Origin of the sequence: Salinihabitans flavidus, assembly GCF_900110425.1 — a bacterium.
Taxonomy (GTDB): Bacteria; Pseudomonadota; Alphaproteobacteria; order Rhodobacterales; family Rhodobacteraceae; genus Salinihabitans; species Salinihabitans flavidus.
This window is the reverse complement of record NZ_FODS01000035.1, coordinates 1-19,255: the sequence shown is the minus strand read 5'-3', so window position 1 is coordinate 19,255 and position 19,255 is coordinate 1. Positions and strand designations below refer to the sequence as shown.

Below are 19,255 nucleotides of genomic sequence, written 5' to 3'. Positions count from 1 at the left end.
TCGGACAAGGCGGCGGTGGCCGACCTGCTGGCCGCCCATCCGGCGCCGGGCGATGTGGTGGCGGATCGGGGCTACGACGCCCGCGCGATCCTCGAGCTGATCGCCGCGCATGGCGGACGCGGCCACATCCCGACCCAGCGCGACCGCAATGTGCAACGCTCGGTCGATCCCGCGATCTATCGGCAGCGCAACCTCGTGGAGAGGTTCTTCAACAAGCTCAAACACTTCCGCAAGATCGCGACACGCTACGAGAAATCCGCCCGCAACTATCTCGCTGCGGTGCTCATGGCTTGCTCCCGCCTCTGGGCAAGGCATTATGAGTCCGCATCCTAGAGCGAAACCACGACGCGTTACTGCATCCCCGGCAGCTTGGCATCCGTGGTAAACAGGTAATCCGGCGCCGCGCCCTGATGGCAGGCGATGCACCCGGCATCGGCCCCCTTGCCGACCAGCCCGGCAAGCGCCATGTCCTTCGGATTGCGGTCCAATGTGCCATCCGGCAGGTATTTGGCATAAAACCAGTTGCCGGTCTCATCGTCATAGCCGGGCGCGCGCTGATACATAACGGTGACCGACCCCAGATGCGCCGCCGGATCGCTCAGCACCTCATCTCCGGTCACGCCCTCGGGGCCATAGTTGCGCTTGACCACGAGTGTGCCCGTATGATCCGCGATCTGCGCAGTCGAATAGAATGTCTCCAGCATAAGGCCGTGCGGCTCGCGACCCTCATAGGGAAGCGCCAGAATGGCATCTTCGCCAACCAGGCCCTGCTCCTGCATCTCGGCCCACAGCTTATCGGCATACTCGATATCCTGCGAGGTGCCGAACGGCGCATCCTGCGCCGCGAGCGGCGTCGCCAGAACACACGCCAAACCCAGTTTTCCGATAAATCCTTTCATCTTTCAAAGCCCTCCTTGTCGTAGAACCTTCAGGGATAACCTTGCGTAAAGCTCCCTTGATCCCGACGGTAACATGCGCACCGCTCCGCCCAACGACACGCCTGGTCACGATCGCGTGCCTGCTCCGCAAACCGGGACTGCACAAAAAACCCCGACCAAATGGCCGGGGCTACGTATCTCGTCAGTTTATGGGCGCCGCGAAAAGCGCGATTCCCGTCAGTGAACGGTGACCGGCGCCAGATCGTTCTGCCGCGCCAGCACGAAGGCCATCTCGCGGTCGCGCACAAGCGCAAGCCGCTCTCCGTCGGTCGAGTGGACAGCATAAAGTGTCTCGGCCCCCTCGACCTGTTCACGAATGTCCTGAGGCAAATCCGCGACATTAACCGGGCGGATATAGACGATCCGGCCCTCATCGGCGTCGTTGAAATCGAACTTGGTATACATGGTTTTACCCCTTTTTGATCTGAATTGTCTGGACCACTGTTTCCGGGCGGGCACGGGTCAGATCCACATGCAGCAGACCGTTCTCCATCGTCGCTTCGCCCACTTCCACCCGGTCGGCCAGCACGAAAGACCGCTGAAACTGGCGCGCCGCGATCCCGCGATGCAGGAAAACGCGATCCTCGCCGTTGTCGGTCTGGCGGCCACGGATCACAAGCTGACGGTCCTCCACCGTGATGGAAAGATCGTTTTCGGAGAATCCCGCCACCGCAAGGGTGATGCGATAGGAATAGTCAGATGTCTGTTCGATGTTGAACGGCGGATATCCTTCGTTTCCGCTTTTCGCCGTGCGTTCCAGCAGGCTTTCCAACTGCTCGAACCCCAGCATATGGGGATAAGAACCCAGGGTCATTTTCGTCATGGACACGTCCTTGCATAAGCGACAGTGAGATGGCAGGCCCCGTTTCGGCGACCCGTTCATTACCAAATATGGGAAAGCCGATGGAGGAGCGCAAGGGCTTTGCACACCCCTGCGGGATCGCTATGATGCGGGACCACACCACTTCCGGGATGACCTGCCGATGAACGCCCCCACCGATCTGTCGATGAAAAACGATGATGTGCTGCGGGTGGAGCTAGAGGTATTCCGGCGCAAGCATCGCGATCTCGATGAGGCGATCTCCGCTCTTGTCGAACGTGGCACCGGCGATCAGCTCACCATCCGGCGCCTGAAGAAAGAGAAACTCCACCTCAAGGATCTGATCTCCCGGATCGAGGATCGCCTGACTCCGGACATCATTGCGTGAGCCGCTGATCCGGCTATAGTGCGCGCTCTTTCAGGCAGAGGCGGATCATGACGGATATAGAGGTTGGCATCATCATGGGCAGTCAGTCGGACTGGCCCACAATGCGCACTGCGGCGGACATCCTCGATGAGCTGGACATTGCCCATGAGGCAAAGATCGTCTCGGCCCACCGCACCCCCGACCGGCTCTGGAAATATGGTGCGGCAGCGGCGGAACGGGGCCTGAAAGTGATCATCGCGGGTGCGGGCGGCGCGGCGCATCTGCCCGGCATGATGGCCTCCAAGACGCGCGTGCCGGTGATCGGCGTGCCAATCCAGACCCGCGCATTGTCCGGCGTGGACAGTCTTTATTCCATCGTCCAGATGCCCCGGGGCTTTCCCGTCGCGACCATGGCCATCGGCGCGGCCGGCGCGGCCAATGCCGGGCTGATGGCTGCGGGCATCCTTGCCCTGAACGATCCCGCGCTGGCTGCCCGCCTCGACGCATGGCGCGCCGCCCTGTCCGCCTCCATTCCCGATGAGCCGCAAGATGACTGACCCCCTCCCCTCCGGTAGCACCATCGGCATTCTCGGCGGCGGGCAGCTCGGCCGCATGCTCTCGGTCGCCGCCGCCCGCCTCGGCTACCGCACCCACATCTATGAACCGGGCGCCAATCCGCCCGCCGGGCATGTCGCCGCGGCGGTGACCACGGCCCCCTATGAAGACGAGGCGGCGCTCACACGGTTTGCCGGCGCTGTGGACGTGATCACCTACGAGTTCGAGAACGTCCCCACATCCGCTCTCGACCTGCTGGAGGCGCACCGCCCCATCCGTCCGGGCCGCGAGGCGCTGCGCATCTCGCAGGATCGATTGACCGAAAAGCAATTCCTTCGGGATCTGGGGCTTGCCACCGCCCCCTTCGCGCCGGTCGGCACTGCGGCCGAATTGGACAGCGCGATCGCTGCCACGGGCACCCCCGCGATCCTGAAAACCCGCCGCTTCGGCTATGACGGCAAGGGGCAGGTGCGTATCGACGCGCCTGCCGTCGCCGGGGCCGCGCTGGATGACATGGCCGGCGCGCCCGCCATCCTCGAAGGCTTCGTGGACTTCAGCCACGAGATTTCGGTCATCGCCGCGCGCGGGCTGTCGGGCGACGTGGCCTGTTTCGATCCCGGCGAGAACGTCCACGAGGGCGGCATCCTGCGCACCACCACCGTGCCCGCGCGGCTGGGCCCGGCGCAGCGCACCGACGCGGTGCTTCTGGCCGCCAGTGTCCTCAATAGGTTGGACTATGTTGGCGTCATGGGGGTGGAGCTTTTCGTGACGCCTCAAGGGCTCGTCGTCAATGAAATCGCCCCGCGTGTGCATAACTCCGGCCACTGGACGCAGAACGGTTGCGCCGTGGATCAGTTCGAACAGCATATCCGCGCCATTGCAGGCCTGCCGTTGGGCGACGGGAAACGGCATTGCGACGTGGTGATGGAAAACCTCATCGGCGACGACATCAACCGCCTGCCCGCCCTCCTGCAAGAGCCGCAATGCGCGTTGCACCTCTATGGCAAGGCCGAGGTGAAGCCGGGCCGCAAGATGGGTCACGTCAATCGGGTTCAACCCGCACAAAAATGATCCATCCAGTCTGTCTTCTCGGGTGAAATACCTCGGGTCCGGGGCAGCGCCCCGGGGCCTGCGCGGCCCGAGCGCAAACTGACATGCGCGCGCGGTACGCGCGCACCGCCAGGTCACCGCATGAACCGCTCGGCCACACGGCCCGTCATATGACTCACCCGCCCCGCCACGAATGTCGCGCCCACGCGCTTTGTCTGCGGATCGATCACCACCAGATCGGCGCGCAGCCCCGGCGCGATCCGTCCCCGATCACGCAGGCCAAGCATGCGCGCCGGCCCTTCCGAGACAAGCCGCCACGCCGCCTGAAAATCGCACACCCCGTCCTCCACAAGTCGGAACACAGCCTGCACCGGCGCAGGGTAATGATAGTCGGAAGCCAGCGCATCGCACAGCCCCGCCTCCACCAGGTCGGCGGCCGCCACGTTGCCGGAATGCGATCCCCCGCGCACGATGTTCGGTGCGCCGAGCACGATGAAATCCCCCCCCTCACGCGCCGCCTCCGCCGCCGCGCGCGTCTCGGGAAACTCGCAGATCGAAACGCCCGCCGCCCGCCATCCCTCACGCGCGGCCGCGTCGCGGTCGTCATGGCTGCCAAGGTGCACGCCGCGCGCCCGCAAATCGCGCGCCAGCGCCGCAACCCGCCCCGGCACCTCACCGCGCCGTGTGAACATCTCTTCCAGAAGGGCCAGATGCGCCTCGGGGCTGCGCCCGCTCTTGAGCGCCTGGCCCGTCAGTCGCGGCGGACGCTTTCCCTTTGCCAGCGCTGTGTGCGGCAGGTGATCGTTGAACACGACATAGGGCACGTCGTGCGCCGCCACGACGGCCGCGAACCGCGAGTATTCGTCCAGCAGATGCGTCTCAAGACGAAGCTGCGGGAAGATTGCGGTGGCCATTGGCGTCCGCTCCAGCGCCTCAAGGAAACGCTGAGCGAAATCGGGGCCGCGCATTCCGCCTTCCCAACTGAAGAATTGCGCCAGAACGGCGGTGGTGATGCCACTGGCCGCCAACTCCGCATCGCAGGCCATCAACCCCTGCCCAAGATCGCGCATCGCACCGCGCCGGGGCGCAAGATGCCGCTCGAACCCGTCGCCATGCGCATCGACGAGTCCCGGCAGAATCCAGAACCCCGACAGATCGACGTCGCGTCCCCCGCCGGCTCCGACAATCCGCCCGCCCGAAAGGTCAACTCTGCCCTCGACAAACCCCCCGGCGCCCAGCACCTCACCGCTCAACCGCAGGTCCATGCCCATCCCCTACCGGCAGCCGGTCGCCGGATCGCAAGGTGCAGGCGCACCGCTGCCGGATTGCGGCCCGCCAAACAGCATATCGCCAAGCGTCAGGGAATGCCGGAACCGACCGTTCTCCAGAAAATGCACCACCTGCGCGATCACCAGCGGGTTGTTCATCATGAACGTATGCGTGACCGGCAGCACGATATGATCCGCCATCCCCTCCACCCGGGTCGAGTTGACCGAGACCTTGCCGTCATCCGGCCCCGGAATCAGGTAGGAGAAATAGGGGTTGAGCGTCCGGTCCCCCGCAATCACGCCAAGTTCGAAATCCACGGGCGGCAATTCCGCCGAAAGCCCGTCGGTCGCCATCTGCATCCCCGCAGGCCCGTGCATCCAGTAGAACAGGTCGAGATCCTTCAGTGCATCGACAAGCGGCGTACCGTGATTCGGCGGACCCAACATCACCACCCGGCCAAGCCGATCCGGCCGGTTGTCGCCAAGCCAGTGCCGCAGCAGGATACCGCCCATCGAGTGGGTCACGAAATGCACCTTGTCCCCGCGGCAGTCCGCCACAGCCTCCGCCAGCGTCGGTGCGGCCAGCGTTTCCACCCGCGCCGCAGTCGAGTCATAGTCCGGGCGCACCACGTCGTAGCCCTCCGACTCCAGCACCGCATCCATCACGAGAAAGCTCGCATCACTGCGCGCCAGCCCGTGCAGCAACACGACGCAATCGGCCAGGGCGGCACCGGGCCATAGCAAGAGGATCAGGGCAAGCAAACGCATGGGCCTTGAGATAATCGCTTTCGCGCGCCAAAAGAAGCCTCATGACATCACAAAATGCCCCCTGCCCCCGCCTTGCCACACGTGCGGTGATCCTGCACGACAATCGCCTGCTTCTGGTCAACGCTTACCCCGCACGGCGCGGCGATCTGTGGTGCGCCCCGGGCGGCGGCGTGGTGCGCGGCACCTCCCTGCCGGAAAATCTCGCCCGAGAGGTCCACGAGGAAACCGGCCTGACGATTCGTGTCGGCGCCCCCTGCCTCGTGAACGAATTTCATGACCCCGAAGGCACGTTTCACCAGGTGGACATCTACTTCCGCGCCGCGATCACCGCCGGGACCCTCTCACCCGACTGGCACGACCCCGAGGGGATCGTGACCGACCGCCTCTTCGTCACCCGTGAACAGATGGAGGGGATGCGCTTCAAACCCGACAGCCTGCCGCATGTCGCATGGGGCCGCGGCTTCGGCTACGACCCGCTGGAGCCGATCGTGCGCTGATCCGCGCAAAAGAAAAGGGGCCGCCAAGGCGACCCCTTTCCCATTCGTTCGGGCAGAACGGCTTACATCATGCCGCCCATGCCGCCCATGCCGCCCATGTCGGGCATGCCGCCGCCGCCGGAGCCTTCTTTCTGCGGCTTGTCTGCCACCATCACCTCGGTGGTGATGAGCAGACCAGCAATCGAAGAGGCATCCTCCATCGCGGTGCGCACAACCTTGGCCGGATCGATCACGCCAAACTTGAACATGTCGCCATATTCATCGGTCTGCGCGTTGTAGCCGAACTTCAGGTCGTCGCTTTCGCGGATCTTGCCGGCAACGACCGATCCGTCCACGCCCGCGTTCTCGGCGATCTGACGCAGCGGCCATTCCAACGCCTTGCGCACAATGGCGATACCGGCGTTCTGGTCAGAGTTTTCACCCGTCAGACCCTCAAGCTTCTTCGCGGCCTGGACAAGGGCGACACCCCCGCCGACAACGATGCCTTCCTGAACGGCGGCGCGCGTCGCGTTGAGCGCGTCATCGACGCGATCCTTGCGCTCTTTCACCTCGGTTTCGGTCATGCCGCCAACGCGGATCACCGCCACACCACCGGCAAGTTTCGCCACACGCTCCTGCAGCTTTTCCTTGTCGTAGTCGCTGGTGGTTTCCTCGATCTGGTTGCGAATCTGGGCCACGCGGGCTTCGATCTCGGCCTTCTGGCCAGCACCATCCACGATGGTCGTCTCATCCTTGGTGATGGTGACCTTCTTGGCCGTGCCGAGCATGTCCATCGTGACATTCTCGAGCTTCATGCCAAGATCTTCGGAAATCACCTGACCGCCGGTCAGGATGGCGATGTCCTGAAGCATGGATTTGCGGCGATCGCCGAAGCCCGGCGCCTTGACGGCAGAGATCTTCAGACCGCCGCGCAGCTTGTTGACCACGAGGGTGGCAAGCGCTTCGCCTTCCACGTCTTCCGCGATGATCAGAAGCGGCTTCTGCGACTGGATGACCTGCTCAAGCAGCGGCACCATCGGTTGCAGCGACGAGAGTTTCTTCTCGTGCAGCAGGATCATGCAGTCGTCCAGCTCGGCAACCATCTTGTCGGAGTTGGTGACGAAATAGGGCGACAGGTAGCCACGGTCGAACTGCATCCCCTCGACCACGTCGGTCTCGGTTTCAAGGCCGCGGTTTTCCTCGACGGTGATGACACCCTCGTTGCCGACCTTCTGCATCGCATCCGCGATCTGACGGCCGATCTCGGTTTCGCCGTTGGCCGAAATGGTGCCGACCTGTGCGACTTCGGCGCTGTCATTGACCGGACGCGCCGCCGCCCGAATGGCTTCCACAACCTTGGTGGTGGCAAGGTCGATACCACGCTTGAGGTCCATCGGGTTCATACCCGCGGTCACGGACTTCATGCCTTCCTTGATGATGGCCTGAGCCAGCACCGTGGCGGTGGTGGTGCCGTCGCCGGCCTCGTCATTGGTGCGGCTGGCGACTTCTTTCACCATCTGCGCGCCCATGTTCTCGAACTTGTCTTCAAGTTCGATTTCCTTGGCGACCGAAACACCGTCCTTGGTGATCCGCGGAGAGCCGAACGATTTGTCCAGCACCACGTTGCGGCCTTTCGGGCCGAGCGTCACCTTGACCGCGTTGGCCAGGGTGTCAACGCCGCGCAGAATTTTCTGGCGGGCGTCGTTTTCAAATTTCAAGTCTTTTGCAGACATAGGGATGTCTCCTCAATTATTCCGTTTTGATCGGTGTGCCTGAAATCACGCGAGGCGTTCAGGCGGCCTTGGCTTCGGACGCGCCCTCGATGATGCCGAGGATGTCGTTTTCCTTCATGATCAGGAACTCTTCGCCATCGACGGTCACCTCGGTGCCCGACCACTTGCCGAACAGAACCTTGTCACCGGCCTTCACGGCCATATCGATCAGTTCACCGGAATCCTTGCGGGCCCCGTCACCGCAGGCGACAACAACGCCTTCTGCCGGCTTTTCCTTGGCGCTGTCGGGGATGATCAGCCCACCGGCGGTTTTTTCGTCGCTTTCGACACGACGGACCAGAACACGGTCATGCAGCGGTTTGAATGCCATTGCTAGCTACTCCCTAGCTTTATGTTTCCTCCAGACCCTCCGGGCATCCGGGGGGGTGTTAGCACTCACCGTAGTCGAGTGATAACGACGCATAGCTAAGCGCACCCCCCGTCACTGTCAATATCCGAATGCGCAATTTGCAGCGCCGGTTTCCGGCACATTTTCAGGGCCCTGAACAGACGACTTCGGAACATGTCACACCGGCGCCCGCCGAGAGGTCGCAGCCTGCCGTGACAGGGTGACATTCGGCCCTTGCCCCCCTATAAGGCGCGCGAAACCGATCCGCCCATGAAGGACAAGTGAGCAATGACCATCAAAGTATTCGGACATAAATCTCCCGACACCGATTCCACCGGCTCCCCGATTCTCTGGGCCTGGTATCTCAACGAGGTCAAAGGCGAAACTGCGGAGGCCGTTCTTCTGGGCGAGCCCAGCTCCGAAGCCGCCTTCATGCTGGAGCGCTGGAACCTTCCGAAACCGGCGATCATTTCCGATATCGAAGAGGATGCGCCCTGCGTCGTGGTGGACACCAACAACCCCGCAGAACTGCCCGCCAACATCAACAAGGCAGACGTTCAGGCGATCATCGACCACCACAAGCTCGCCGGCGGGCTGGAGACAAAGGCGCCAATCGACATCACCATCCGTCCGCTGGCCTGCACCGCCACGATCATGATCGATCTGATGGGCGAAGACGCCGCCAAGATGCCCGACTGGGCCAAGGGCGCGGCACTGACCTGCATCCTCAGCGACACGCTCGAATTCCGCTCTCCCACCACCACGCCCCATGACCGCGCGGTGGCCGAAGGACTCGCCAGCGATCTCGGGATTGACATCGCGGCCTATGCCGCGGACATGTTCGCCGCGAAATCCGATGTCTCGGCCTTCTCCGATGCCGAGCTGCTGCGGATGGATTCGAAAGAATACACGGTGGACGGCACGAAGTTCCGCGTCTCCGTTCTGGAAACCACCGCGCCCGGCATCGTGCTCGACCGCAAGGACAGCCTTGCGGAGGCGATGAAGACCGTTGCCACCGAGGATGGCGTGGATCAGGTGCTTCTTTTCGTCGTGGACATCCTCAACGAGGAAGCCACGCTTCTGGTGCCCAACGATCTGGTGAAATCCGTAGCCGAGAAAAGTTTTGGCGCCAGCATCGCGGGCGATACCGTGGTGCTGCCCGGCGTCATGAGCCGCAAGAAGCAGATCATCCCCAACCTGAAGGTCTGAGCCCGGTTTCGGCGCCGGAAAGACGAGGGCGCCCGCCGGGGCGCCTCTTTTTCATTCCGCCATCGACCCGATGCGCGATCGCCGCTCCCTGAATGGCCGCTCTCGGACATTGAGACCGTCCGGCGGTCTGGCGCTTTGCCACCCGCGCGAAACGCTCATATCTCACATGAACTTGGCAGGCATAAAGTGCCTCGCTCGAATGTTGCGGCGCCAGCCCACGGCCCGACGCTCGCCCTCTGCTGTGCTGTCGAGATTGACCGCCGGTCCGCCCTGCGCATCGGACACATCAGGTCGACCACCCCGCCGACACGCGATGCCGCGCTGCAGCACCGACAAAATACCGACGTTATACCGACGCGATACCGAAACGGGTTTTTCGGCACCGCAGGGGCCGCGTCACAGATCCTCTTCGTCCAGAATCCGCACCGCCCCGACCGAGGCATTCGCCACATGCGCGGCGTATGCTTTCAGCGCCGTGGACACCGCCCGGGGCCGCCCAAGCGCCTTCCATGCCTTGCGATTCGCCTGCGGATGCGCCTCGCGCCGCCGCGCGATCTCGGCCTCGTCCACGTTCAACTCAATAGACCGATTGGGGATCGAGATGGTGATCTTGTCACCATCCTCCACCAGCCCGATCACGCCCTTTTCCGCCGCCTCCGGCGACACATGCCCGATCGAAAGCCCCGCCGATCCCCCCGAGAATCGCCCGTCCGTCACCAGCGCGCAGGTCTTGTCGAGGCCCTTGGATTTCAGATAGGCGGTCGGGTAAAGCATCTCCTGCATCCCCGGCCCCCCCTTTGGACCCTCATAACGCACGATCACGACAGAGCCGGGCTCGACCTCGCCCCGCAAAATACCGTTCATCGCGTCGTCCTGGCTTTCGAACACCTTCGCGGTGCCCTCGAACTCATACATGTCCTCGATAACGCCCGCGGTTTTGACGATGCAGCCCTGTTCGGCCAGATTTCCGAACAACACGCAAAGACCGCCCTCTTTGCTGTAGGCATGGGCGTAATCGCGCACGCATCCGCCTTCGGTGTCCAGATCGAGATCGGCGTAATAACGGTCCTGGCTGAACGCCTGCGTGGTCCGCACGCCACCCGGCGCGGCGCGATAGAAGTCCTGCGCCGCATTGCCGGGACTGCGCCGCACGTCCCATTTGTCGATGAACTCACCCATGGTCCGCTCATGCACCGTAGCGCAATCGCGGTGAATCTTGCCCGCGCGGTCAAGCTCCCCAAGGATGCGGGCGATCCCGCCGGCGCGGTGCACATCCTCCATGTGATACTCCGGCGTGGAAGGCGCGACCTTGCACAGATGCGGGATCTGCCGGCTCAGCCGGTCCATGTCGGCCATGACGAAGGGCACGTCGCCCTCATACGCCATGGCAAGAAGGTGCAGCACCGTATTCGTGGACCCGCCCATCGCGATGTCGAGTGCCATGGCATTCTCGAACGCCTCATAAGTGGCGATTCCGCGTGGCAGGGCGCTCGCGTCGTCATGCTTGTACCAGCGTTCGGCAAGATCCACGATGCGGTGACCCGCCTCCTCGAAAAGCGCGCGCCGCTTGGCGTGGGTCGCCAGCAGAGAGCCGTTGCCCGGCAGCGCCAGCCCGAGCGCCTCGGCAAGGCAGTTCATCGAATTGGCGGTGAACATCCCCGAACAGGATCCGCAGGTCGGACAGGCAGAGCGTTCCAGCTTGCCCACATCCTCGTCGCTGCGGCTGTCGTCGGTGGCCCCCACGATCGCAGTGACAAGATCCGCCTTGCTCTCGCCATCCTGAAGGATGACCTTACCCGCCTCCATCGGCCCGCCCGACACGAAAACCGTCGGGATATTCAGACGCATGGACGCCATGAGCATGCCCGGCGTGATCTTGTCGCAATTCGAAATGCAAACCATCGCATCCACGCAATGGGCATTGATCATGTACTCCACGCTGTCGGCAATAATCTCACGCGACGGCAGCGAATACAGCATCCCGTCATGCCCCATGGCGATCCCGTCATCGACCGCGATGGTGTTCATTTCCTTGGCCACACCACCAGCCTTTTCGATCTCCGCGGCAACCAGTTGCCCCATGTCCTTGAGATGGACATGGCCGGGCACGAACTGCGTGAAAGAGTTGACCACCGCGACGATCGGCTTGCCAAAATCGCCATCCTGCATGCCGGTGGCGCGCCACAATGCGCGCGCCGCGGCCATGCGGCGACCGAAAGTCGAGGTCTTGGAACGGAGATCGGGCATGGCGTAACCTTTCGCGTCGCATGGCTAAATCGAAAGACTCATACGCGGCAGACCGTCCCGGCGCAAGCGCCAGGAGCGCGGCTTGTGAAAATGCGAAAGATCTCTGCGCACTCTGACTTTGTCCCGATTTCTGCGCGATCAGATCGTGAACGACTCAGTTGAGATCATGCGCCGTCAGCGCGCGATGAATCTCGCGCCGCACCAGCTTGCGGACATTGCGGGTGATCCGCTCACCAAGCGCGCCCTGAAGCTCCTGCCGGACGATATCGGCAACCAGATCACGCAGCATCTCCTCGTCGATGAACGACTCCTCACCGTCGACCCCGGCCAAATCCTCCGCAGTACCATCCACCTCGAACGTCTCGGCATCGCGGGCCAGATAGTCCTCCCCGGAGTCTGTCCCGATACCAGACAAATCATCTTCTTCGTCATCGGTGTGATCTTCCCAGGCAAGCGCATCCACCTCTGTGCCCGCATAGTCGCTCTCGCCGGGTGTGTCAGGTTCGTATGGCTCATCGCGTCCAGAGTCCGACAGCGTGGGATGTTGCTCCCGCTCGTCATCCGCCGCGGCAACATCCGACGCCCACGCGCCTTCTCCGTCGCCAGACAGAAGGGTCAGATCAAGGGAATTGTGGTCCTGTGTCTCTTCGGGCGCGGAACTCTCCGCGATCTCCTCCGCCGATTCGGGCACGGACTCTTCGCCTTCGGTGACGCGAAGCGCCGGTGTCAGAACCAGTTTGTCGGAACCCGTTTCAACCCCTTCTGACTTGGAAATCGAGGTTTTGGACGTGCGCCCATCCTCCGATACAAGTCGCCGGATGGAGGACAGAACATCCTCGATTTGCGCATTGCTCACTGGATCAGACATGCTGGATTACCACTCTCGCCTCTGAGGGAAGTTTACTCCCTACCTGTCGTTCAGACAACAGATAGCGAGAATTGTCACTCTTTGCCGAGTCGCTTGAGCAACTTGTCGAGTTGCCGGCCTTGCCGCGACATGCTCGTCGGAGCGGTCTTCACCTGGTTGTAGTATTCGAGAGGATCGTATTGCTCGACATTCAGGTTGAGGTGATCGGCCGTCAGAAGGCCCATGGTCGAAAGCACGCTATACGCCGCGACGATCTGGCCCGACTGCGCCGAAATCAGGTTCGATCGAGCGTTCAGAAGCTCCTGCTCCGCGTTGAGCACATCAAGCGTCGTTCGTGCGCCGAGGGTCGCCTCCTCGCGTACCCCCTCAAAGGCAATCTGCGCGGCCTGCACCTGACGCTGGCTGGCCTCGATCTGCGCACGCGACGACAAGAGGTTGGCCCAGGCATTGCCCACTTGCTGCCGTACCGAAAGACCCGCGACATGCAGGTTCGCCCGCTGCGCATCGCGTTGCGCCATCGCCTTGCGCACAAGGGCGGAAATCCGCCCGCCCTGATAGATCGGCTGCGTCAGATCGAGAGAGACCGAGCCGCCGCGAGAATAGTCCGACGAGTTCGTCTGTTCGGTCAGGCCATAGCTGCCCCGAAGCTTCACTGTCGGCGACATCGTGGCCTCGTTGCGTGCGACGTTGAGTTCCGCCGCACTCACCTGGTGCTGCACCGAACGGATCTCGGGATGCGTACGCACCGCGACCGCTTTCGCCTCATCCAGAGAATTGGCCAATGTCGGAAGGCGCGGCGGCGGGGTCAGAGAGCCAGGTTCACGCCCCACAGCCGCGGCATATTGCTCACGGCTCTGCATCAGATTGCCCTGCGCCACGGCAAGTTCCGCCCGCGCGCCCGCCAGCCGCGCTTCGGCCAGCGCCACATCCGTGCGCGTCACCTCTCCCACCTCGAACCGATCCTCGGCCGCCCGCAATTCGCGCGTGATAAGCCGAAGATTGTTCTGTCGCAACGCGACCGTCTCACTGTCCCTGCGCACGTTCATGAAGGCATTGACCGCCTCCAGCAAAACCTGCTGCTCTATCGACACAAGAGTCTGCCGTGTGGCGAGCACGGTCTCCTTTGCCGCCTCCATCGCAAGCTGCGACTCTCCGCCATCGTAGATCAGCAGCTCCGCCGACAGACCAAGCGACACCTCGTTGCGCGAGATGCCGCTCGATCCAAGGTTGGTTCGGTTGGTCCCGAAGTTGCGCGACAAGGAGGCCGTCCAGTTCAGAATCGGCCGCAACTGCGAAAGCGTGGTGGCCACATCTTCATCTGCCGCACGCAGGAGTGCGCGATTCTGCTCCAGAAGGCCGCTGTTTCGATATGCATCGGCCAGCGCGTCGCCAAGCGATTCAGCGGCCGATACCATCGGCGAGCCTGCCACGATCAGGACGGCGATTCCGGCCGCGATTCTGCGTTTCACTGTTGCGATCATGCTGCCTGCCCTGCTGGTTTCTCAAATGATGTATGGAGAGTCCTCAAAGCGCAAATGCGAAGTGTTTCTTGAACCCCGGCAGAACTGGCGCTCCGGCGTTAAACAAGAACCGCCACGACATCTCGCCATCGATGCGATAGCCGATGCGCACCACGCCAAGCCTCTCTTCGGAAAAGAGAACGGCAATCCGCCCGCCCTCTTTCAGCTGATCCAGAACTGCCTCGGGCACGAAATCCACCGCGCCCTGGATGCAGATCACATCATAGGGCCCGTGCTCCGCCGCCCCCTCTTGCAGGGGCCCAAAGTGCATGATCACATTGTCGGCGTCGTGTTCCGCCAGAATCGACTGAGCCTCGGACACCCGGTCCTCGTCATCCTCGACAGCGACCACTGCCTCGGCCATGCGCGCGATCACCGCCGCCGAGTAACCGAGGCCCGATCCGATATCCAGCACGAGATCGTCACTTTGTATATTGAGCGCATCAAGCATCTTGGCAAATGTGCGCGGATCCAGCAGCACACGATCAGTGTCGAACGGCAGGTTCTCACCGACGTATGCCATCTCCCGTTTCGCGCGCGGCACGAAAGCCTCGCGCGGGACAGAGAGCATCGCCTCGATGATTGGAAATTTGGTCACATCGGCCGTGCGCACCTGCGTATCCACCATCGTGGTACGGCGTGCAGAGTAATCAGTCATCAAACAATCACCTCTTGCGGCAGTCCTTGGCCATCTCATGCCACAGATACCGGGCGGCGGCAATGTCTGGCGTGGTCGCACAACGCGCGCCATGGCAATGCCAAACGGGGTCCGGCAAAACGACAGGCCGACACGGAACAGCGTGTGTCAAACCCGCCCTCGCAGTGGAAAAAGGGCTTGCGATGCGATCGAAAAAACATCATGTATGCGCCACCCTGACGGTGGGCCGCCGGGACATGTTACCACCGAAGGCGAGTTGGCGGAGTGGTTACGCAGCGGATTGCAAATCCGTGTACACCGGTTCGATTCCGGTACTCGCCTCCATTTAAAATCAACCACTTAGCTGATTTCTGAAAAACGCGACACGGCGCGTCTAAACATTTGTCTAAACATTCTGTTTTTGTTCTGTTCGCTTTTTCGGCGTAGCAGAACACCGCCCAAGCTCTTAAAAATAGCGCTGTGTCAGCTACGGCACGCAGCGGAAAGTCACAGTTCGCCAGTCAGCACGCTCTAGCGTTCGCCCCGCGCGCGCTGGCTCTCACTTTCTAAGCATGTGGCGTGACGGTTCGCGGTGCACCGGCGCTGCCGCACTCAGCGGCGGAGCCGCAGCGTTGACGCGATGCGCGGTAAAGCCAGAGGCGTTTCGGGCACGGGGGTGTGTCCGAAGGTTTCCATCAGCCTTTTGTCTCCCCCCTCGCAGACAAGGTTGTCCAGGGCGACGCGCAGCTTGCGAGCATTGCCCTAGACTTCCTTGTCCCGCGCCTCCGGTAAAACCGGGCGTGCCACCCTGCCCGACCGCCTCGATCTTCGAGCGGTCGGGCCGGATATCCCCCTTTCTTGGTTATATATCCCTCTAGTGGTGACAACGACCAAAAGTGGTGGCAGCGACCAAAGTCAAATTCGATCACATAATATTTCAATTGTTACACGTCTCTATATGTGTCTAGTGGTGAGGCGTCGTGATCTCCGATTTGCCGGGGTGATCACTGCGTCGTAGCTTGAACCTCAGAACAGTTTGCATGGGCTTCCATTCGTCCGAACCGGCGCGCGAACTGAAATTCTAAGGGGCTAGCTATGGGCTTGGATAGGATCAGTGGTGTTTTTATGCAGATCGCGACGGTGTCGCGCTGCTCGGAAACGTCATCGCATGCTTCAGCGGTCCGCCGCGTGGCATCCCTGCCCTTCTGGCGGGTGTAGAAAGATGGCCTCCACCAAACTCGAACAATCGGCACTGAGCCTGCTCACCGCCTTTGAAAATGCGGGAAAGTCGGTCAGTCGGGTTATCATCGAGGGCAGAAAGATTGAGATTGTCCTCTCGACAGAGCATGATGCCGATGATTTTGACAGGATAGACATGCGCCATGGCAAAACGTGAGCTTCCAAAGCACGTCTACAGGCAGAAGAACGGGCTTTACTTCCAACGGCGCGGGTGGCCGTCGCAAAAGTTCCAAGCCGAATTTGGAACGGCGGACTTCTGGACTGAGTATGCTGGCATCCTCTCTCAGAAAGACAGGCCCCGCAAAGTGGTGGCGCGCAATTTTGGGGCGTTGATCGACCACTATAGAAAATCCCCGCGATATAAGAACCTCAAGCCGCGAACGGGTCTGGATTACGACAAGTATCTGGACTTCTTCCGCGAGATCATGGGCGCTTCAAACCCGGCGAAGATGCAACGCAAGGACGTGATCCGGCTGCGTGATGCAAACGCCGAAAAAGCATACTTCGCCAACTATTCGCTCCGCGTGTTGCGTGTTCTCATGGAACACTGCGTTGACCTTGGCTGGCGGGAAACCAACCCCGCCCGAGGCGTGCCGGAAATCAAGACGGCAAAGACGGAGCGCGAGCCGTGGCCGCGCGAGCTTCTTGACGTGTACCGGGCGCATTGCGACCTCGGCACCCGAGAACGCCTCGTCATGGAGCTTTGCGTTGGCACCGGCCAGAGAATTGGCGACGTGCTGTCCATGCGCTGGTCGAACATCGAGAACGGCGCAGTCTGGGTCCGGCAAAGTAAAACCTCGAAAGAGCTTTGGGTGCCGATCCTGCCCGAGCTACAGGCGGCCCTCGACGTCGCCAGTCGCCACTCGGTATACATCCTGACAAATGAGCGGGGCACCAACCGTTGGTCCTACAGAGGCGCGTCAGCGGCCGTCAGAAAGGTCAGAGAGCAAATCGGGGCGTGGCCTACGATATTCACAGCTGGCGCTACAACGCCGCCTGTGAGCTTCTGGAGGCCGGTTGCGGTGACGACCTGATCGCCGCGGTGACGGGTCAAAGCCCGGCGATGGTGCAGCATTACACAAAGAAGGTCCGTCAGCGCATACGGGCCGTTCAGGCGCAGCAGATGCGGACAGGACAGCATCGCCCTTCATAGGTGGCAATCAACCGGCGACACTGGCGAAATTGTTGGCGCTAGCCCCCTTCGAAAGGGCGGCGACCTGCCGTTCGCTGCGCCGATCTCATACAGCAGCAATGCGGACCAAAGCGGCCATTCGACATGTCGGGCACTCTCGGCAATGCTGCTGGAGGCGTGGCGACCTATAGGGCTTTGCCCGCTTTGATTGCAGGTTGGTGGTTCGTTGATTACGTGTAATAATCGCGAATATGACCTTCATTAGCGTTTTTCTACCTCTCCCGAAGCAATGGGGCCTTCGAGGCGACCCTGTTTTGTGGAGGCGTATGATCGATCAGCTTGCTGAACAGCCTCTTCCGGCAGATGAAAGAGAGCTCGAAGCCGTCATTCGAAAGAAATTTCTGGAACTCACTGGAGAGACCTTGCATAAGCAGGCTCCAGACGGTGATGACTTTGTCGCGGTTCCTGAGCTTAACGAAGGTGGCATGTCAGGAGGTATGGTATCACGGGAATTTTGGGAAGAAAGGGCCATTCCCGAACTCTGTGCGAGGTTCCGAAAGCTGAAAGATAAAGAATTGAGGAGCGCCTCTATATCAGGCAAGGCATCGGCTCTATCCGATGGAATCGTAGACAACTTTGTTTCGTTTTTCGCCGGAGAACATTTGGAAGGTTTTAGTCTTGGCCTGCTTCCTGAATCATACAATTGGATAATTCCGGGGCAGAAATCACTAATTAGGATTTTTGGAGATTCACTTACGGAAGATGATTATGATCGGCTCGAAGGACATGGTTACGACCAGAATGTGACGCTAAAACAGCTACTTCACAAAAAATGGATCGAGAGTCCCGGCGCACGTCGCAAAATGGCCAGATGGATCATATCGGACTGGGGCGGGATCCGAGGAAACCAGGATAAAACCTTACTGCGCTATGTTCAGGTGGCGGAAGTGAATGATCCAAGAACACCGATAAAAGGAGTCGCGAGTTACTCAAAGCTCCTATCCGTAGCACATCCCGCCAAGTACGCGATTTACGATGCCCGCGTGGCGGTAGCATTGAATGCAGCACAGTATCTTATGGGAGGTGAGCGGGTCGTCTTCCCGTACCTTCCAGGTCGCAACAAGAAGACGGGTGACAATATAAGCAACCGAGGCTTTTCGCGCCAAGCAGATTTCTCTGCGAAAGAACTGCAGCGCCAAGGATGGACGGTCATTGCCCCTCGCCACGGGTACCAGAGCTATTTGCAACTTCTAAACAGCGTCCAACGCAGTCTTCATAAGCAACCACCACTCTACGAATTGGAGATGACCCTGTTTTCCCAAGCGGAAAAGCTTGCGAGTGAGGCCATGGCTGAGCTTGAGCGATGCAGGTAGAGTATTTCTACGCGGCGAAACCTTCCGGAGGTGCCGTTAAAATGTGTTGCTCCTCGTTCGCTGCGAGCGTTCAGTTTGTTCGAGACCGAAAAGGTCATGAGTAGGGAGGTGCGGAAAGCGGCCGCCCTATGCGTCATCGGCGAGCGGCTGGTATGGGCCGGTCAGCTGAACCAGATGGATCAGCTGACGCGGTCTAGTTTATCGCTGCCAGTATCGATCACCCTGAGAAGTTGGACTACCTAGAACAGTTAGGCGCTTGGCGGACTTCTTCCCGCCGAACGGAAAACTTCTAGCGAATTCTAGGGCGGCTTCTTCGGTGGCAAAGGTGTATGCCAAACCCGGATTCACAGTTGTACTGAAGCTGCCTTTTCGCCAAGTGGCATAACTCCATCCATTGTCGCCACGCCCGACAAGCCCCACCCAAGGATGCACTTCATCGTGGTCTCGGGTGCCGCTGACCTGCCCCTTTTTTCAGGGCCACTCGTAAGTCGAGCCTGTTCTCCTTTTGTGTGCCATCATTCGGCGGCGCGAGCAATGGGCGCGGGCGCGGAGCCATCAGGTAGCTCAAGCGGCTGCGCCCATTGCGTTTTGTCGAAGGGCCTTGCGGCTGCGAACTCCTCCGGGGTCTGATACTTCAGGCTGCTGTGCGGACGCTCCCTGTTGTAAT

Annotated in this window: 20 protein-coding genes, 1 tRNA gene and 1 pseudogene; 10 read left to right on the top strand and 12 right to left on the bottom strand. The window is 61.2% G+C overall.

Features of this window, described 5'->3' with window-relative positions; all coding sequences use genetic code 11:
- A partial coding sequence (locus BMW66_RS18005; protein WP_139196244.1) for a transposase occupies nucleotides 1-333 on the top strand: 333 nt, incomplete at its 5' end.
- 17 nt (nucleotides 334-350) lie between these two features.
- Here BMW66_RS18005 and BMW66_RS18000 read toward each other — a convergent pair.
- The 3 genes from BMW66_RS18000 to BMW66_RS17990 form a co-directional block, all read right to left on the bottom strand.
- Entirely contained in the window at nucleotides 351-899 is a 549-nt protein-coding gene (locus BMW66_RS18000) for a hypothetical protein (protein WP_093120473.1), read from the bottom strand.
- Nucleotides 900-1,115: 216 nt separating this feature from the next.
- A complete protein-coding gene (locus tag BMW66_RS17995) occupies nucleotides 1,116-1,343 on the bottom strand; it encodes a DUF1150 family protein (RefSeq protein ID WP_093120472.1) in 228 nt (75 codons plus the stop codon).
- A gap of 4 nt (nucleotides 1,344-1,347) precedes the next feature.
- Nucleotides 1,348-1,761, bottom strand: coding sequence for an Hsp20 family protein (locus tag BMW66_RS17990; protein ID WP_093120471.1), 414 nt, complete (start codon nucleotides 1,759-1,761; stop codon nucleotides 1,348-1,350).
- A 160-nt stretch (nucleotides 1,762-1,921) separates the two neighbouring features.
- Here BMW66_RS17990 and BMW66_RS17985 point away from each other — a divergent pair, with 160 nt between their 5' ends.
- The 3 genes from BMW66_RS17985 to BMW66_RS17975 are packed head-to-tail and all read left to right on the top strand — an operon-like array spanning nucleotide 1,922 to nucleotide 3,751.
- Nucleotides 1,922-2,146 carry a YdcH family protein gene (locus BMW66_RS17985; protein WP_093120470.1) on the top strand — a complete coding sequence of 75 codons (225 nt, stop codon included), beginning with the start codon at nucleotides 1,922-1,924 and terminating at the stop codon, nucleotides 2,144-2,146.
- Nucleotides 2,147-2,193: 47 nt separating this feature from the next.
- Nucleotides 2,194-2,682, top strand: coding sequence for a 5-(carboxyamino)imidazole ribonucleotide mutase (purE, locus tag BMW66_RS17980; RefSeq protein ID WP_093120469.1), 489 nt, complete (start codon nucleotides 2,194-2,196; stop codon nucleotides 2,680-2,682).
- The gene (locus tag BMW66_RS17975; RefSeq protein ID WP_093120475.1) at nucleotides 2,675-3,751 is read left to right on the top strand and encodes a 5-(carboxyamino)imidazole ribonucleotide synthase; all 1,077 of its coding nucleotides are present in this window, start codon (nucleotides 2,675-2,677) and stop codon (nucleotides 3,749-3,751) included. The genes purE and BMW66_RS17975 overlap by 8 nt, the downstream gene beginning before the upstream one ends.
- Nucleotides 3,752-3,864: 113 nt before the next feature.
- On the opposite strand, the gene BMW66_RS17970 is transcribed toward BMW66_RS17975, so the two are convergent.
- Both BMW66_RS17970 and BMW66_RS17965 read right to left on the bottom strand, forming a co-directional pair.
- Nucleotides 3,865-4,995, bottom strand: a complete 1,131-nt coding sequence (locus BMW66_RS17970) for an alpha-D-ribose 1-methylphosphonate 5-triphosphate diphosphatase (protein ID WP_342741888.1) — start codon at nucleotides 4,993-4,995, stop codon at nucleotides 3,865-3,867.
- A gap of 9 nt (nucleotides 4,996-5,004) precedes the next feature.
- Complete coding sequence (locus BMW66_RS17965; protein WP_093120466.1) at nucleotides 5,005-5,766, bottom strand: esterase/lipase family protein; 762 nt, start codon at nucleotides 5,764-5,766, stop codon at nucleotides 5,005-5,007.
- Nucleotides 5,767-5,807: 41 nt separating this feature from the next.
- On the opposite strand from BMW66_RS17965, the gene BMW66_RS17960 reads away from it, so the two are divergent.
- A complete protein-coding gene (locus tag BMW66_RS17960; RefSeq protein WP_093120464.1) occupies nucleotides 5,808-6,263 on the top strand; it encodes an NUDIX domain-containing protein in 456 nt (151 codons plus the stop codon).
- 62 nt (nucleotides 6,264-6,325) lie between these two features.
- Here BMW66_RS17960 and groL read toward each other — a convergent pair whose 3' ends face one another.
- Nucleotides 6,326-7,975, bottom strand: a complete 1,650-nt coding sequence (gene groL, locus BMW66_RS17955; RefSeq protein ID WP_093120462.1) for a chaperonin GroEL — start codon at nucleotides 7,973-7,975, stop codon at nucleotides 6,326-6,328.
- Nucleotides 7,976-8,033: 58 nt separating this feature from the next.
- Nucleotides 8,034-8,345 (bottom strand): co-chaperone GroES, encoded by a 312-nt coding sequence (gene groES, locus BMW66_RS17950; RefSeq protein ID WP_093120461.1) that lies wholly within the window; start codon nucleotides 8,343-8,345, stop codon nucleotides 8,034-8,036.
- A 306-nt stretch (nucleotides 8,346-8,651) separates the two neighbouring features.
- Between groES and BMW66_RS17945 the strand changes: the two genes are divergently transcribed.
- Nucleotides 8,652-9,572 carry a manganese-dependent inorganic pyrophosphatase gene (locus tag BMW66_RS17945; RefSeq protein ID WP_093120460.1) on the top strand — a complete coding sequence of 307 codons (921 nt, stop codon included), beginning with the start codon at nucleotides 8,652-8,654 and terminating at the stop codon, nucleotides 9,570-9,572.
- A 396-nt stretch (nucleotides 9,573-9,968) separates the two neighbouring features.
- Here the strand turns inward: BMW66_RS17945 and ilvD are convergent, their stop codons facing one another.
- From ilvD to BMW66_RS17925, 4 genes are all read right to left on the bottom strand, one after another.
- On the bottom strand, nucleotides 9,969-11,819 hold the full coding sequence (ilvD, locus tag BMW66_RS17940; protein WP_093120458.1) for a dihydroxy-acid dehydratase: 1,851 nt from the start codon (nucleotides 11,817-11,819) through the stop codon (nucleotides 9,969-9,971).
- Nucleotides 11,820-11,973: 154 nt separating this feature from the next.
- Complete coding sequence (locus BMW66_RS17935) at nucleotides 11,974-12,687, bottom strand: hypothetical protein (RefSeq protein WP_093120457.1); 714 nt, start codon at nucleotides 12,685-12,687, stop codon at nucleotides 11,974-11,976.
- A 74-nt stretch (nucleotides 12,688-12,761) separates the two neighbouring features.
- Nucleotides 12,762-14,156 carry a TolC family outer membrane protein gene (locus BMW66_RS17930; RefSeq protein WP_245729543.1) on the bottom strand — a complete coding sequence of 465 codons (1,395 nt, stop codon included), beginning with the start codon at nucleotides 14,154-14,156 and terminating at the stop codon, nucleotides 12,762-12,764.
- A 55-nt stretch (nucleotides 14,157-14,211) separates the two neighbouring features.
- Nucleotides 14,212-14,865, bottom strand: coding sequence for a protein-L-isoaspartate O-methyltransferase family protein (locus tag BMW66_RS17925; protein ID WP_093120454.1), 654 nt, complete (start codon nucleotides 14,863-14,865; stop codon nucleotides 14,212-14,214).
- 250 nt (nucleotides 14,866-15,115) lie between these two features.
- Here BMW66_RS17925 and BMW66_RS17920 point away from each other — a divergent pair.
- From BMW66_RS17920 to BMW66_RS20425, 4 genes are all read left to right on the top strand, one after another.
- Nucleotides 15,116-15,189: transfer RNA gene (locus BMW66_RS17920), tRNA-Cys, on the top strand.
- Between the two features lie 877 nt (nucleotides 15,190-16,066).
- The gene (locus tag BMW66_RS20430; protein WP_175483311.1) at nucleotides 16,067-16,240 is read left to right on the top strand and encodes a hypothetical protein; all 174 of its coding nucleotides are present in this window, start codon (nucleotides 16,067-16,069) and stop codon (nucleotides 16,238-16,240) included.
- Nucleotides 16,227-17,117 (top strand): tyrosine-type recombinase/integrase, encoded by an 891-nt coding sequence (locus BMW66_RS17915; RefSeq protein ID WP_093120452.1) that lies wholly within the window; start codon nucleotides 16,227-16,229, stop codon nucleotides 17,115-17,117. The genes BMW66_RS20430 and BMW66_RS17915 overlap by 14 nt, the downstream gene beginning before the upstream one ends.
- A 424-nt stretch (nucleotides 17,118-17,541) precedes the next feature.
- Nucleotides 17,542-18,588 (top strand): hypothetical protein, encoded by a 1,047-nt coding sequence (locus BMW66_RS20425; protein ID WP_175483310.1) that lies wholly within the window; start codon nucleotides 17,542-17,544, stop codon nucleotides 18,586-18,588.
- A gap of 515 nt (nucleotides 18,589-19,103) precedes the next feature.
- Here the strand turns inward: BMW66_RS20425 and BMW66_RS20885 are convergent.
- Nucleotides 19,104-19,255, bottom strand: a pseudogene (locus BMW66_RS20885) (IS3 family transposase); the annotation flags it as partial.

Excerpts from the sequence above, each read along its gene's own strand:
- BMW66_RS17945 (WP_093120460.1), top strand. The coding sequence starts at position 8,652 with ATGACCATCAAAGTATTCGGACATAAATCTCCCGACACCGATTCCACC.
- BMW66_RS20430 (WP_175483311.1), top strand. The coding sequence starts at position 16,067 with ATGGCCTCCACCAAACTCGAACAATCGGCACTGAGCCTGCTCACCGCC.
- BMW66_RS17935 (WP_093120457.1), bottom strand. The coding sequence starts at position 12,687 with ATGTCTGATCCAGTGAGCAATGCGCAAATCGAGGATGTTCTGTCCTCC.
- purE (WP_093120469.1), top strand. The coding sequence starts at position 2,194 with ATGACGGATATAGAGGTTGGCATCATCATGGGCAGTCAGTCGGACTGG.
- BMW66_RS17995 (WP_093120472.1), bottom strand. The coding sequence starts at position 1,343 with ATGTATACCAAGTTCGATTTCAACGACGCCGATGAGGGCCGGATCGTC.
- BMW66_RS17965 (WP_093120466.1), bottom strand. The coding sequence starts at position 5,766 with ATGCGTTTGCTTGCCCTGATCCTCTTGCTATGGCCCGGTGCCGCCCTG.
- BMW66_RS20425 (WP_175483310.1), top strand. The coding sequence starts at position 17,542 with ATGATCGATCAGCTTGCTGAACAGCCTCTTCCGGCAGATGAAAGAGAG.
- BMW66_RS17990 (WP_093120471.1), bottom strand. The coding sequence starts at position 1,761 with ATGACGAAAATGACCCTGGGTTCTTATCCCCATATGCTGGGGTTCGAG.
- BMW66_RS17960 (WP_093120464.1), top strand. The coding sequence starts at position 5,808 with ATGACATCACAAAATGCCCCCTGCCCCCGCCTTGCCACACGTGCGGTG.
- BMW66_RS18000 (WP_093120473.1), bottom strand. The coding sequence starts at position 899 with ATGAAAGGATTTATCGGAAAACTGGGTTTGGCGTGTGTTCTGGCGACG.
- BMW66_RS17925 (WP_093120454.1), bottom strand. The coding sequence starts at position 14,865 with ATGACTGATTACTCTGCACGCCGTACCACGATGGTGGATACGCAGGTG.
- groL (WP_093120462.1), bottom strand. The coding sequence starts at position 7,975 with ATGTCTGCAAAAGACTTGAAATTTGAAAACGACGCCCGCCAGAAAATT.
- BMW66_RS17915 (WP_093120452.1), top strand. The coding sequence starts at position 16,227 with ATGGCAAAACGTGAGCTTCCAAAGCACGTCTACAGGCAGAAGAACGGG.
- groES (WP_093120461.1), bottom strand. The coding sequence starts at position 8,345 with ATGGCATTCAAACCGCTGCATGACCGTGTTCTGGTCCGTCGTGTCGAA.
- BMW66_RS17985 (WP_093120470.1), top strand. The coding sequence starts at position 1,922 with ATGAACGCCCCCACCGATCTGTCGATGAAAAACGATGATGTGCTGCGG.
- ilvD (WP_093120458.1), bottom strand. The coding sequence starts at position 11,819 with ATGCCCGATCTCCGTTCCAAGACCTCGACTTTCGGTCGCCGCATGGCC.
- BMW66_RS17970 (WP_342741888.1), bottom strand. The coding sequence starts at position 4,995 with ATGGACCTGCGGTTGAGCGGTGAGGTGCTGGGCGCCGGGGGGTTTGTC.
- BMW66_RS17975 (WP_093120475.1), top strand. The coding sequence starts at position 2,675 with ATGACTGACCCCCTCCCCTCCGGTAGCACCATCGGCATTCTCGGCGGC.